Here is a 14,492-nt window from a genome sequence, read left to right as displayed (position 1 = left end):
GCCGCAGACCTTGGCACAAGCCACAGGCAGTCAACTTTGGGCGATTATCGAACCATCAGCCGATAATCGCAATCGACCCGGTGACCACTGAACACCTTGGGCAACGTATGCCAGCACCACGCTGTCGAGCCGTCCCTGGTCATTTCCAGACAAGACCGTTTCACCGTTGCACAGTGCTGACAAACGTAACACTAGAGTACAAACATGGCTGACTTGTTAATGACGCCTGAAAACAAACCTGATAAAGACATTGCCAACTGCTGACTCATTCAACATCGGCGCGAATAAAAAACACTTGCACAATCCGAGGCACTTTTAACTTATTGGTGATAGTCATTCGCTGCCTGGCCGCTATAATAGCCACAGTGGTGAGCTCGTTTTCTTTCAATTAACGAGAAGCAACCACTCGGGTAGCACTGGCTTGACTGGCACTACCCTTGGCAAGCGCCTGGCGCTCATTTCGAATGGGCGGACAATGCGCTGGCAGGAAACAACAAGACTGATGCTACATCAGTGATTCTTCTCTGGTGCTGTGGCCGCCTGCAACAACGATGCTGTCAGCAGCGCGCCGTCATGACTCAAGGATCCTCATGGACTCCGTCATGATGACGCCCGCGATCAACAGCTCCCATGCCGTGCGTTTCACCAGGGTTCATTCCAACTTGAATCAGGTATAACCGTGACGAAAGACGAACTGCGCGCGGAACTTGAGCGCCAGGAACAACGTTACAAGGAAGTTTACGGCGGGGAAGTCACCACCTACGCCGCCCAGCCCGAACCGGAACGCAAACCCTGGCGTAAACGCGCCAGCATTCGTGATCAGGCATTCACCCAGGAATTGCAAAAGATGGAACAGGAACTCAAGGCCGAAGAGCCCTAGTCGCGGCGGCTTGAGACGTTCAGGAGTGGCATCCCTTCAGCCATGAACTGAACGGTTCTTTGCTCGATATTCGCCCGCTACAAGCAGGCGATGGCAACCTCACCCCCCCTTCGGATGAGGTGATGGGCGTTGGCGCGACCTTCCTTTCAGATATTTCATACCGCGTTTTTCGCTGCCCGCCGAAGCCGCGCGCTGTCGACCAACTCGCGTTAGGCCCAATGAAATCAATGACTTGGAAAACCTACGACGGCGCTGGGTCTTAAGGTCTTGTTACAAACAAAACCACTGAAGAATGTTACCGATGAGCAGCAAGTGCATTGATTACCCATCTTTTCTGGCATAATCGCGCCCCCTTATGACCGGGTCAGAAAACCTTCATGATCGATTTATTCAGCGGACTGGATGCTTGGGTGCTTGTGAGCCTCTTGCTCGCCCTGGCCTTTGTCCTCGCCTTCGAGTTCATCAACGGCTTTCATGACACCGCTAACGCGGTTGCCACTGTTATCTACACTAAAGCCATGCCGCCCCATCTGGCGGTGTTCTTTTCCGGTGTATTCAACTTTCTTGGCGTGTTGCTGGGTGGTGTCGGCGTGGCGTATGCCATTGTCCATTTGCTGCCGGTAGAACTGTTGATCAATGTGAACACCGGCCACGGGCTGGCGATGGTGTTCTCGTTGCTGGCTGCGGCTATCACCTGGAACCTGGGCACCTGGTACTTCGGTATCCCGGCTTCCAGCTCTCACACCCTGATCGGTTCGATCCTGGGCGTGGGCCTGGCGAATGCCCTGATCAACGACATTCCACTGGTCGACGGTGTCAACTGGCAGAAAGCTATCGATATCGGCGCCTCGCTGGTGGTCTCGCCAATGGCCGGTTTCGCCGTTGCAGCCCTGGTATTGCTTGGCCTCAAGTGGTGGCGTCCGCTGTCCAAGATGCACAAGACACCGGACCAGCGCCGCAAGATTGACGACAAGAAGCACCCGCCGTTCTGGAACCGCCTGGTCTTGGTGATCTCGGCGATGGCGGTGAGCTTTGTGCACGGCTCCAACGATGGCCAGAAAGGCATCGGCCTGATCATGCTGGTACTGATCGGCATCGTACCGGCGCAGTTCGTACTCAACCTGAACAGCACGACCTACCAGATTGAGCGGACTCGCGACGCCACCTTGCACCTGAACCAGTTCTACCAGCGCAATCACGAAACCCTGGGTGAGTTCCTGGCCCTGGGCAAAGGTGTGAAGGATGACCTGCCGGAGAAGTTCCGTTGCAACCCGCAACAGACCGAACCGACCATCAACGCGCTGCTGGGCACCCTCAAAGGTGTATCCGACTACCATTCGCTGCCGCAGGAAAGCCGCATCGAAGTCCGTCGCTACCTGCTCTGCCTTGACGACACGGCAAAGAAAGTCAGCAAGTTGCCTAGCCTGGACGCCCGTGAAAAGGCCGACCTGGACAAGCTGCGCAAAGACCTGACCGCCACGACCGAATATGCCCCGTTCTGGGTAATCCTGGCCGTCGCCCTCGCTCTTGGCCTGGGTACCATGGTTGGCTGGAAACGCGTGGTACTGACCATCGGCGAGAAGATCGGCAAACAAGGCATGACCTACGCACAGGGCATGTCGGCACAGATCACCGCGGCGTGCATGATCGGCATGGCGAACATCTTCAGCCTGCCGGTATCGACCACCCACGTGTTGTCCTCGGGTGTAGCCGGGACCATGGTCGCGAACAAAAGCGGCCTGCAAGGCGGCACCGTGAAGACCATCCTGCTGGCCTGGGTCCTGACCCTGCCGGCGACAGTGGCCCTCTCGGCCGGCCTGTTCTGGCTGGCATCGAAGGCACTGGGCAGCTGATTCCAAGCCGCACAAAAAAGGCGCGCCCTCCCCGGAGGTCGCGCCTTTTTTATGGATGACGATTTGAGTAACGCATAGCAGACATGAACCCTACCCTGTGGCGAGCGAGCTTGCTCGCGCTGGGGTGCGAAGCGCCCCCGACAAGACTATTGCAGGCATTCAGATAAAACCCGGCGACCGGTTTTGGGGCTGCTGTGCAGCCCAGCGCGAGCAAGCTCGCTCGCCACAGTCCATGTGAGCAAGACTGTTGCCGCCCCCTAAATCGCAGGCACAAAAAAAGGGCAACCGAAGTTGCCCAAAATGCCTTGCGTGCTCGTGCTTCCAGAAAGACCTAAGGCTTTTTGCGCTTATGTGCATCTTTCCAGATAAAGAAACCAAACCCGGCAAAAAACAGAACCATGAGGCCGACTGTCAGCACTCCGGCGATCACCACATTGTCGAAAAACATGACTGGCCTCCTGTGTTTGCCTCGTTGCGATGGGTCTAAGTTAACCAATCAGGCACAGGAGAAAATTGACCGGGATCAATGCCGCCCAAGACTGGGCGTAAAGGAGGGGAAATAACTGACCTGAATCAACGAATCCAGGTGGTTCAACGTTTTTTCGGTTTGTTTTTCGGCTTTTTCTTGGGCTTGCCCAAGGGCATGGCCTGCTCGAACGCCTGGCGCACTTCGTTCAGGCGTTTTTCATTGAGGTCATGCACGCGCTTGGCACGCTCGGTATTGAGGTCGATCAGCTTGTCGTCTTGGCTCATGGCATGGCTTACATCTTCAGGTTCAGTACAGGCGTAGCATGGCGACCATCGTCACCCTGCCCGCTCAAGGTTCGCCAATAATGCGGTCAAAGACCGACGAAGACCAGCCACCCGCAGAACACGACAAAAGATGTGCAGGTTTCAGACCTCGATGTCGACCCACACCCCCTGGCGTGGCGATTCGTCCATCAACGGCACCACAGGCACCGTATTGTCGGCATTCAATTCATCGCCCGGTATCGCCAGATGTGCCTGCGGGTCATCCTCGGCTTCGCGGCGGCGCTTGTCGCGCGCCTGCTGGCGACGCTGCTCTTCGCGCAACAACAGCGCCGACTCCTCGCTATCGTGCTTTTGCAAGTCGATGGTGCTTTCACTGGAACTGGCCTGCACCGGCACCACTGGCGCAATGTCCGGCTTCGAGCGGATCGGGTCCTGTTGAGAGGTGATCGGCACGGCGCTCAAGGGAAGCATCGGTGGCAGCATGTTTAGGGTCTCCTGTGGGCAAGCTGTCGGCTGCCGGGGTCATGACTTGAGCCATCGGTCGCAAACTTGTGAGCCGGTTGCCACTCTTTATGCCCAATTGCTTCGATGCGCTACCGTAAGACTAGTAGTTTTTATGAGAGTCCTTTGGCTCTGAAGGCAGCGATCCGTTAAGATAGTCGGCTTTTTCAAGGCGGGAGTCAGGCAGCATGGCGCAGCAGTATCAACCGGGGCAACGCTGGATTAGTGACAGCGAAGCCGAGCTAGGTTTAGGCACCGTTCTGGCACAGGACGGTCGCTTGCTGACCGTGCTCTACCCGGCCACTGGCGACACTCGTCAGTATGCGCTACGGAATGCGCCCCTCACCCGCGTGAGGTTTTCGCCGGGCGACACCATCACTCACTTCGAAGGCTGGAAGATGACTGTGCGCGAAGTCGACGACGTCGACGGCCTGCTGGTCTACCACGGGCTCAACGCGCAAAACGACGCGGTGACCCTGCCTGAAACCCAACTCTCGAACTTCATCCAGTTCCGTCTGGCCAGCGACCGTCTGTTCGCCGGGCAAATCGATCCGCTGGCCTGGTTCTCGCTGCGTTACCACACCCTGGAACACACCAGCCGCCAGTTGCAATCCTCGCTCTGGGGCCTGGGTGGCGTACGTGCGCAACCGATCGCCCACCAGTTGCACATTGCCCGTGAAGTCGCTGACCGTATCGCGCCACGGGTACTGCTGGCGGACGAAGTCGGCCTGGGTAAAACCATCGAAGCCGGCCTGGTAATCCATCGCCAACTGCTCTCCGGTCGCGCCAACCGCGTGCTGATCCTGGTGCCGGAAAACCTCCAGCACCAGTGGCTGGTGGAGATGCGTCGCCGTTTCAACCTGCAGGTTGCGTTGTTCGACGAAGAGCGCTTCATCGAAAGCGATGCCGGCAACCCATTCGAAGACACCCAGCTCGCGCTGGTTGCCCTGGAATGGCTGGTGGATGACGAGAAGGCCCAGGACGCGCTGTTCGCGGCCGGCTGGGACCTGATGGTGGTCGACGAAGCCCACCACCTGGTGTGGCACGAAGACCAGGTCAGCCCGGAGTACTCGCTGGTCGAGCAACTGGCCGAGACCATCCCCGGCGTGTTGCTGCTGACCGCCACCCCGGAACAACTGGGGCAGGACAGCCACTTCGCGCGTTTGCGCCTGCTCGATCCCAACCGCTTCCATGACCTGAACGCCTTCCGTGCCGAGAGCGAGAACTATCGCCCGGTGGCCGAAGCCGTCCAGGAGCTGATGGACCAGGGTCGCCTGTCCCCGGCCGCACATAAAACCATCCACGGTTTCCTGGGTGACGAAGGCGAAGCGCTGCTGACCGCTGTCAACGATGGCGACGCCGAGGCCAGTGCGCGCCTGGTTCGCGAACTGCTCGATCGCCATGGCACCGGCCGTGTGCTGTTCCGCAACACCCGCGCCGCCGTACAGGGCTTCCCGGAGCGCAAGCTGCATCCGTACCCGCTGCCGTGCCCCGACGAATACCTCGAACTGCCGCTGGGCGAACATGCCGAGCTGTACCCGGAAGTCAGCTTCCAGGCCCAGCCGGATGCCAGCGAAGAAGAGCGCTGGTGGAAGTTTGATCCGCGCGTCGAGTGGCTGATCGACCAGCTGAAGATGCTCAAACGCACCAAAGTGCTGGTGATCTGCGCCCACGCCGAAACCGCGATGGACCTGGAAGACGCCCTGCGCGTGCGTTCGGGCATCCCGGCCACGGTGTTTCACGAAGGCATGAACATCCTGGAACGTGACCGCGCGGCCGCTTATTTTGCGGACGAAGAGTTCGGCGCCCAGGTACTGATCTGCTCGGAAATCGGCAGCGAAGGTCGCAACTTCCAGTTCTCCCACCATCTGGTGCTGTTCGACCTGCCTTCGCACCCGGACCTGCTGGAACAGCGGATCGGCCGTCTGGACCGGATCGGCCAGAAGCACGTGATCGAATTGCACGTGCCGTACCTGGAAACCAGCCCGCAAGAGCGTCTGTTCCAGTGGTATCACGAAGCGCTGAACGCCTTCCTCAATACCTGCCCGACCGGCAACGCCTTGCAGCATCAGTTCGGCCCACGCCTGCTGCCGCTGCTGGAAGAGGCCGATGACAGCGACTGGCAAGCACTGATCGACGAGGCCCGCGCGACCCGCGAAAGCCTGGAAACGGAATTGCACAGCGGCCGCGACCGCCTGCTGGAGCTCAACTCCGGTGGCGCCGGCGAAGGCGATGCCCTGGTTGAAGCGATCCTTGAGCAGGACGACCAGTTCGCCCTGCCGATCTATATGGAAACCCTGTTCGACGCCTTCGGCATCGACAGCGAGGACCACTCGGAAAATGCCCTGATCCTCAAGCCGAGCGAGAAAATGCTCGACGCCAGCTTCCCGCTGGGTGACGACGAAGGCGTGACCATCACCTACGACCGCAACCAGGCACTGTCTCGCGAAGACATGCAGTTCATCACCTGGGAGCACCCGATGGTTCAGGGTGGCATGGACCTGGTGCTGTCCGGTTCGATGGGCAACACCGCCGTCGCACTGATCAAGAACAAGGCACTCAAGCCCGGCACCGTGTTGCTGGAACTGCTCTACGTCAGTGAAGTGGTTGCCCCACGCTCGCTGCAGTTGGGTCGTTACCTGCCACCGGCGGCCTTGCGCTGCCTGCTGGATACCAACGGCAACGATCTGTCGTCCCGCGTGTCCTTCGAGACCCTGAACGATCAACTCGAAAGCGTGCCTCGTGCCAGCGCCAACAAGTTCATCCAGGCCCAGCGCGACCAACTGACGCCACGGATCAACGCAGGCGAAGAGAAGATCACGCCACGTCACGCCGAACGCGTGGCCGAAGCGCAACGCCGCCTGGCCGCCGATACCGACGAAGAACTGGCGCGCCTGACCGCGTTGCAAGCGGTCAATCCGACCGTGCGCGACAGCGAACTGGTTGCCCTGCGCCAACAGCGCGAGCAAGGCCTGGCCATGCTCGACAAAGCCGCACTGCGACTGGAAGCAATCCGGGTGCTGGTAGCGGGCTAACCCCTCCCTGCCCCGCCAAACGAAAGGCCCGCAGCGATGCGGGCCTTTTTTTGTCTGCCGCCCCGTCCTCCCGTGGCGAGCGAGCTTGCTCGCGCTGGGCTGCACAGCAGCCCCAAAATCGATCACCGCGTTTTATCTGAAAACCTGCAATCGTCTTGTTGGGGGCGCTTCGCACCCCAGCGCGAGCAAGCTCGCTCGCCACAAGGCATGTGTTCGGCATCCCCGCCAAGGCGATCAGGCAATCGCGGCTGCCCCCTCAGGCTCAACCACCGACCCCAGCCCTTCTTTCATCCGTTTGGCATCGCGTACAAAGCAACGCGCCGCCAGGACCAGAAACACCATCGTCAGCAACAACGCCACCGGGATCAGGTACATCGCATCGTGCAGGCCGACGGCCTTGAATGCTTCGCTCATCTGCCCGCCCCCGGCTGCAAGCATCGCGGCTTGGGCGAAGTGGTCAGACAGAGCGCCCACGACCACCGGCCCCAATCCACCGCCCAACAGGTACAGCCCGGCAAAGAACAAGGCCATCGCCGTCGCACGCAGACGCGGCTCGACCACATCCTGAATCGCCGTGTAGACACAGGTATAGAAGTTGTACGCAAACAACCAGCCAAGGCTGAACACGGCCACGAACACACCGATCTCAATACGCCCGGCGTGCAGCGCCCAGGCCGTACACAGCGTCGAGATGATCAGGCTGAAGGCGGCAAACAGCAACCGCCCATTGGCCACTCGCTGGTGAATCCTGTCGGCCACCCAGCCGCCCAGGGTCAAGCCGAACAATCCGGTAACGCCCACGATCATCCCCGTGGCCACTGCCGCGTCCTGCAATGGCAACTGGAAGTAGCGCTGCAACATCGGCACCAGAAACGAGTTACAGGCATAGGTGGCAAAGTTGAAACACAAGCCCGCCATCACCAGCCAGAGAAAGGTCGGAATCGCCAGCACCCGACGAATCGGCCGATCCACAGGTTCCTGGGATACGTGCACGTTTTCCGCGGCACCGCGCTTGGGCTCCTTGATGAAGAACATGAATACCGCGAGCATCAGGCCCGGCACCGCCGCGATGAAAAATGGCGCACGCCAGCTATCGAACGCCTTGACCATCCAGCCGATGGTAAAGAAAGCCAGCAACAGCCCCAATGGCAGCCCAAGCATGAAGATGCCCATGGCCCGTGCCCGCCGGTGCGCCGGGAACAGGTCGCCGATCAATGAGTTGGCAGCCGGCGCGTAACTGGCCTCACCAATGCCGACCCCCATGCGCACAATCAGGAAACTCCAGAAACTTCCCACCAGGCCGTTAACCGCCGTCAGCCCACTCCACACCGCCAGCCCCCAGCCCATCAGCTTGCTACGCGAGCCGGTATCGGCCATTCGCCCCAAGGGCAGACCGGCAATGGCATAGACGATGGTGAACGCGGTACCGATGATCCCCAGCTGAAAGTCGCTCAAGTGCCATTCCATGCGGATCGGCTCGATGATAATGGAGGGAATGGTGCGATCGAAAAAGTTGAACAGATTGGCAAGGAACAGCAGGAACAGAATGCGCCAGGCATTCGCCGCTTGGGTCGAGTTCTGCATGGGTCCGTCTCGTTTATTGTTGTAGGGGCTTCATTGCCGGCAGCATTCGAGCCCGGAACCTGCAATCTAGTCAGCTACAAGATACCTGTCTGTCATTATTCGCCTGGCTGATACCCACCCATCGCGCCCGGCCTGGCGCATAAATCAATTTATGTCCAAACGCTCTAAAACCCATTACAAAATCATTTGGGCCAATGTGCCACTATCGCTTGCGCACCGCGCATGACTTCTATACTCCATGCATTCGCCAGCGTTCATGGCGCAGGCAGGATGACTCAGAGACGGGATGTGCTATGGAGTGGCTTGGCCTGCATTTCATGACCGAACTGCCAGAGAGCAGTGCACAGGTTGTACTCAACAGTGGTCATAACACGGTTCTGGTGCTGCTGGCCTATCTGGTTGCCTGCGCTGCCTGCTTTGCCACGCTGGACATGGCCGAACGCGTTGGCCATGCCGAAACCCCGGCCTCTCGACGACGCTGGCGCTGGGTCGGTACTTCCTGCCTGGCGGGCGGAATCTGGGCGATGCATTTCATCGCCATGCTGGCGTTTCACCCCCCCATCGACTTCCACTACGAGCTGTCGATCACCCTGATGTCCCTGCTGATTGCCTTTCTTGCCGCCTTCCTGACCATGGATACCCTTAGTGATCTCCAGCTACATCCCTGGCAGTACATGAAGGCCTCCATCGGCATCGGCCTGGGTATCTGCGCCATGCATTACGTGGGCATGGCCGCCATGCGCTCCGATGCCCAGATGTACTACCAGCCAACGCTGTTCGCGTTGTCGATCGCGATCGCGATCGTGACCAGTGCCGTCGTCTTGCTGCTTTCCCACTGCCTGCGCAACGGCAACGGCGTATTCCATCAATTGCTCAAATACACCACCAGCCTGTTGCTGGGCGCAGGCATGGTCAGCATACACTTCACCGGCATGTGGTCCATGAGCCTGGTGCTGCCCGCTGGCTCACCAACGCTGCAATCGGTGAACAACGACCACATGCAACTTGGGCTGACCATTGCCGTCATTGCCCTGCTGGTGATCGGCAGCAGCATCAGCGCGGCCTTGGCCGACAAAAAGCTGCAACACAAAGAACACGACCTGCGCCGGGTCAATGCATTGCTCGGCCAGTTGGATCAGGCGCGCGTGTCGCTGCAGCAGGTGGCGCACTACGATGCCCTGACCAACCTGATCAACCGTCGCGGCTTCAATCAGATCTTCGCCGAAAAGCTCATCGAGAAAAGCGCCCATGGCGGCATGCTGGCGATCATGTTTCTGGATATCGATCACTTCAAGCGCATCAACGACAGCCTGGGCCACGATGCCGGCGACGAGTTGCTGAAAGTCATCGCCGGCCACATCAAGGCTTCGACCCGTAGCCACGAAGACGTGGTGGCGCGGTTTGGCGGCGATGAGTTCTGTATTCTCATCAACCTGCACGATCGCGAGGAAGCGCGGCACATGGCCCAGCGCATCATGCAAAAAATGAAGGACCCCATCGAGCTGGCTGGCCGACACATGGTCATGACCACCAGTATTGGCATCAGCCTGTTCCCTGAAGACGGCAAGACCTGCGAAGAGCTCCTGAAAAACGCCGACCTGGCGCTCTACCAATCCAAAGGCAACGGCCGCAATGGCCTGCACTTTTTCAGCAGCAACCTGAAAACCAGGGCCACGATGGAATTGCAGCTTGAAGAAGAACTGCGCAATGCACTGCACGATGACAGCGAGCTAGTGCTGCATTACCAGCCTATCTTCGACCTGAAAGCCGGCCGGGTGACCAAGCTCGAAGCGCTGATTCGCTGGCAACATCCGGTGCACGGCCTTCTGGCTCCGGATCGCTTCATTGCCATCGCCGAAGCCAACGGCCTGATCGCCGAGCTCGATAACTGGGTGCTGCGCAAGGCGTGCGAGGATCTCGGCGATCTGTTGCGCAATGGCCACGAAACAATGAACATCGCGGTCAATTGCTCGCCACTGAGCCTGGGGCGCGAAGAACTCGCCAACGAAATCGACAGCGCGTTACGCTCAGCCGGCGTGGCCCCCCAACGCCTGGAGCTGGAAGTCACCGAAAATGCGCTGATGGGCAATATCGCCAACACCCAGGTGCTGATGCGGCAGATTCGGGCCCTGGGGGTTTCACTGTCAATCGACGATTTTGGCACCGGCTACTCGTCCCTCGCCTATCTCAAGCGCTTGCCGTTGAACACCCTGAAAATCGACCGTTCGTTCATCCAGGACACCCCCTGCTCCACCCAGGACATGGAGATCATCCACGCCATTATCGTCATGGCCCATACCCTGCAGTTAACCGTGGTCACCGAAGGCGTCGAGACGCTGGAGCAGTACCAGTTCCTCGAACGCTTCGGTTGCGATTTCGTCCAGGGCTATCTGCTCAGCCACCCGGTGCCGCTGGCCCAATTGCAACCGGTCCTGAACGAAATCAACCGGCGGAAACAGACTCACAGCCTCAACCCTTTGAGCCTGGCTCGCGGTATAGATGAATCAATGTCGCTGGATCTTTTTCCAGATAGCCCTGACCTCCATGCAAGCGCATCAACTGGGCGGCCAGTCCACTGATCGGTGTCGCAGAGCCCTGCTCGCGGGAAAACTTTACCGCGCCATCCAGATCCTTGAGCAAGGTTCGCACATGCCACTTGATCGGCTCAAAACGGCTTTCGGCCATTTGCGGAGCCAGAATCTGCAAAGGCCTGGAATCGGCAAACCCACCACTCAAGGCTTCAGCCAGCAGGCTCGCATCCACGCCTGAACGCTCGGCCAGCGCCACCACCTCGGCAATCACCAAGGCATTGCAGGCCACGATCATCTGATTACAGGCCTTGGTCACCTGCCCCGCGCCGACGGCGCCCATGTGCGTCACCCGCTGGCCAAGGTTTTGCAACACCGGGCGAATCCGTTCAACGTCCGCCGACTCACCACCGACCATGATTGCCAGGCTTCCCGCTTCGGCCCCTGCGACGCCACCGGACACCGGCGCATCCAGCCAGCCCATAGCCGTGCGACTGGCCAGCTGTTCAGCCATTTCCCGGGTGGCTGTAGGTTCCAGGCTGGAAAAGTCCACCAACAGCTGGCCCGGTTTCGCACCGCTGGCCACACCCGCGATGCCGAACACCACGTCACGCACCACCTCGGTATTGGCCAGGCACAACATCACCAGATCCGCGTGCTGACACAACTCGGCTGGCGTAGAGACTTGCCGTGCCCCGACCTCGACCAAAGGCGCGCACTTCTCGGGATTGCGGTTCCACACGGTCAGCGGATAACCCGCCGCCAACAAGCGCCGACACATCGGCAAGCCCATCAGACCGATCCCAGCGAACGCCAGCGAAGGTAACAGTGCCATCAAATTGCCTCTGTTCGATTAAAGATCACCCAATATTGGCCGATTCAACATGACTTAGGAAAGTATTCCCCTAGCGAGGCTCAGGTAGCCCCTATCGCTGGAGAGACCGCCGCGCCGTAACGTCGCGAACGCCTCTGGGCAATAGCCAGATGACATCTCACCTCCGAACCCATCAGTCCAGGCACATGGCGCACAATGACTTCTAAAAACAATCCTGCCCCCGCGGTATCCGAACTGACGCTCACCGCCGCCATGGACAGACCCTCAGGCATGAAGCCATTGACCAGCTCGCGCCCGCTTGCGACTCAGCAGTACCTGTATTTCACTGAAACCAACACCGACCGCATCCTCGATAACCTCGACGGCCTGCGCAACATGGTGTTCCCGCAGCCGCCACACCTGGAAGGCGATGCCGAGCAGCACCAACAGGAGTTTCCTTCGGTGTGCCTGATCGGCCTGGGACGTTGCGGCTCGAACATTGCGCTGGACGTGGCAGAGTTGGTGTACAACGCCCGCAAGTTCTACCTCAACGAGTTCAACAACGAAGACAAGTCCTACGCAGACAAGGGCTACAGCCCTGCGCAGTGGATTCGCACCAACCTGCGACTGGGGGCGGGCAAGGCGTCCAAGCCGGTGTTCCTGGTCGAACCCCTGGTCATGCTGGGGGACCTGGACAAGGACATCGCCGGACGCATCCGCTTTTCACGCAAGGGTGAAAAAAGCGGGTTCCTGCGCGATTACAGCAAAATGAAAATCATGGACCTTTCCGAAGTCCATGCTGGTGGCGCCGGTAATGCGCCGATCCTCGGCCAGTACCTGGCCAAGATCATCCTGAACAAGGATACCCAGCGTTTCTCCAGCCCTGACTGGAAGATGATCCATTCGTACCTGATCGACAGTTGCGGCATCAAGGCCAACCAGTCGCGCCTGTACTTCTCGATCTTCAGCGCCGGTGGCGGTACCGGCTCGGGCATGGCCTCGGAATTCGGCCTGGCCCAACAGCACTCGTACATGAACAAGACGTTCGACACCAAGCCGGTGGACGAGCACGACAGCAAGAGCGGCCATTCCTTTGTTTTCGAGCCGATCTTCACCAGCGGTATTTGCGTACTGCCGAACATTTCCGATCACCGCAGCGAAATGTCGGAAGCCCTGCACATCAATGCCGGCCGCCTGTTGTGCAAGTACCTGTCGGAAGAGTGGGATTTCTCCTACAACTTCGCCAACGAAGACAGCAGCGAAGCCAGCGTCATGGGTCGCATCCGCCCATGGAACGCCATGATGCTGATCTCCAATGACATCATGCGTTACGCCGAGGAGAACGATGACGGCAACATCCAGAACATTGATGTCAATGCCATGGAGAAGCACGCCAACCAGTACATCTCCCAGCAGATTTTCAACATTCTGACAGCCCAGGCAGTCACGACTGACTATGACCAGAACTACTTCCGCCGGGCCGGCATCGACATTGGCGAAACCATTCGCCTGGACGCCAACGACCTGTTCATGAGTCTGGCGGGCCCCGTGGCGATTGCCTACGCGGAATCCGTGGTGCCGGAACAACCGGCGCCGAGCAACGACAAATTCAAGGTGTTCGACAAAGAACCGCAGCGCCTGAACATCGACGACCTGTTCTTCCGCTCCATCGACCTGCCGCACTTCAACAAGGTCACCCAGGCGATCGAGGGCATCAGCCTGTTGCCGATCGAATCCAAGCGCTATCGCGCCGCGCTGGAGCAGTACAAGAACTCGGGGTACGACGCCGCGGCCCTGCACGACCTGCACTTCTTCAAGAACTGCTCCTCGGTGGTGTCGATCGTCTCCTTGCCCAAGGACTACAAGCTGTCCTACATGGACCTGAACCGGTTGAAGACCCACCTCAACAGCCTGTTCCCCAACACCACGCTCAAGCGTTATGCGCTGGTGATCGGGGCCTCGGCCAACCTGTCGTTGACCACCCTGATCGCCAAGAGCCCGTGCCTGTCGGACGACTTCCTGACCCTGATCGTGGCCTTCATCAAACGTTGTTTTGCCCGCAACCCGTATCGCTTCGACGACACCCTGGACAACTCGATCCTGGACTTCATCATCCATGAGGACTTCGATGAGGCCATGATCGACGACTTGCTCAACGAATTCGAAAACCCGGCGAAGATCCTCGACACCAACTGGTATGCGATCAAACCGATGTATGAGAAGAAGTACCGCGAGCTGATCAACGACAAGGACAAGTTCGTCTCGATCAACGACATCCGCCTGTCTCGCGATTGCGTGAAAAAAGCCATCAAGTACCTGCGCGAGATCTACCGTCACCGCATCGGCAAGACCAAGGTGATTTCGCTGAACAACCACACCGGCAAAACCTGCTGAGACAGGCTCGGTACCGAGTCGCCCCCTTCGCTTGCCCGCGAAGGGGCCCGGTATTCATCCCGTGACCAACGCCTTCTCCCCCGCCAGAAACAATTAAGCAGCCGTTAGGCTGCTTACTGAACTGTTCCCGTTACGTTTACGTCACCGTGA

The 14,492-nt window shown here is 59.1% G+C and carries 10 protein-coding genes; 5 read left to right on the top strand and 5 right to left on the bottom strand.

The features are described from left to right. Positions 1-679 precede the first annotated feature (679 nt). Together AC3WQN_RS09845 and AC3WQN_RS09840 are read left to right on the top strand one after the other, a co-directional pair. Positions 680-880 (top strand): hypothetical protein, encoded by a 201-nt coding sequence (locus tag AC3WQN_RS09845; protein ID WP_095082718.1) that lies wholly within the window; start codon positions 680-682, stop codon positions 878-880. A gap of 377 nt (positions 881-1,257) precedes the next feature. Continuing rightward, the gene (locus AC3WQN_RS09840; protein WP_103400260.1) at positions 1,258-2,733 is read left to right on the top strand and encodes an inorganic phosphate transporter; all 1,476 of its coding nucleotides are present in this window, start codon (positions 1,258-1,260) and stop codon (positions 2,731-2,733) included. Between the two features lie 331 nt (positions 2,734-3,064). On the opposite strand, the gene ccoM is transcribed toward AC3WQN_RS09840, so the two are convergent. The 3 genes from ccoM to AC3WQN_RS09825 form a co-directional block, all read right to left on the bottom strand. Beyond that, positions 3,065-3,181 carry a cytochrome c oxidase subunit CcoM gene (gene ccoM, locus AC3WQN_RS09835; RefSeq protein ID WP_007926603.1) on the bottom strand — a complete coding sequence of 39 codons (117 nt, stop codon included), beginning with the start codon at positions 3,179-3,181 and terminating at the stop codon, positions 3,065-3,067. Between the two features lie 143 nt (positions 3,182-3,324). Further along, the gene (locus AC3WQN_RS09830; RefSeq protein WP_007959203.1) at positions 3,325-3,486 is read right to left on the bottom strand and encodes a hypothetical protein; all 162 of its coding nucleotides are present in this window, start codon (positions 3,484-3,486) and stop codon (positions 3,325-3,327) included. Between the two features lie 141 nt (positions 3,487-3,627). Further along, the gene (locus AC3WQN_RS09825) at positions 3,628-3,969 is read right to left on the bottom strand and encodes an aspartate-semialdehyde dehydrogenase (protein ID WP_103400261.1); all 342 of its coding nucleotides are present in this window, start codon (positions 3,967-3,969) and stop codon (positions 3,628-3,630) included. A 206-nt stretch (positions 3,970-4,175) separates the two neighbouring features. Between AC3WQN_RS09825 and rapA the strand changes: the two genes are divergently transcribed. After that, a complete protein-coding gene (gene rapA / locus AC3WQN_RS09820; protein ID WP_103400262.1) occupies positions 4,176-7,022 on the top strand; it encodes an RNA polymerase-associated protein RapA in 2,847 nt (948 codons plus the stop codon). Between the two features lie 234 nt (positions 7,023-7,256). Here rapA and AC3WQN_RS09815 read toward each other — a convergent pair whose 3' ends face one another. Beyond that, positions 7,257-8,606 carry a spinster family MFS transporter gene (locus AC3WQN_RS09815; RefSeq protein WP_103400263.1) on the bottom strand — a complete coding sequence of 450 codons (1,350 nt, stop codon included), beginning with the start codon at positions 8,604-8,606 and terminating at the stop codon, positions 7,257-7,259. A gap of 293 nt (positions 8,607-8,899) precedes the next feature. Between AC3WQN_RS09815 and AC3WQN_RS09810 the strand changes: the two genes are divergently transcribed. Further along, entirely contained in the window at positions 8,900-11,185 is a 2,286-nt protein-coding gene (locus AC3WQN_RS09810) for a putative bifunctional diguanylate cyclase/phosphodiesterase (protein WP_103400264.1), read from the top strand. Here the strand turns inward: AC3WQN_RS09810 and AC3WQN_RS09805 are convergent. After that, positions 11,076-11,972 (bottom strand): NAD(P)-dependent oxidoreductase, encoded by an 897-nt coding sequence (locus AC3WQN_RS09805; protein WP_103400265.1) that lies wholly within the window; start codon positions 11,970-11,972, stop codon positions 11,076-11,078. The two genes, AC3WQN_RS09810 and AC3WQN_RS09805, sit on opposite strands and share 110 nt — an antisense overlap. A 192-nt stretch (positions 11,973-12,164) precedes the next feature. On the opposite strand from AC3WQN_RS09805, the gene AC3WQN_RS09800 reads away from it, so the two are divergent. Then, positions 12,165-14,342 (top strand): hypothetical protein, encoded by a 2,178-nt coding sequence (locus AC3WQN_RS09800; RefSeq protein WP_103400266.1) that lies wholly within the window; start codon positions 12,165-12,167, stop codon positions 14,340-14,342. Positions 14,343-14,492 lie beyond the last annotated feature (150 nt).

It is taken from the genome of Pseudomonas sp. FW300-N1A1 (assembly GCF_058789115.1).
The sequence above is the reverse complement of the archived record's forward strand: the minus strand, read 5'-3'. Positions and strand labels throughout refer to the sequence as shown.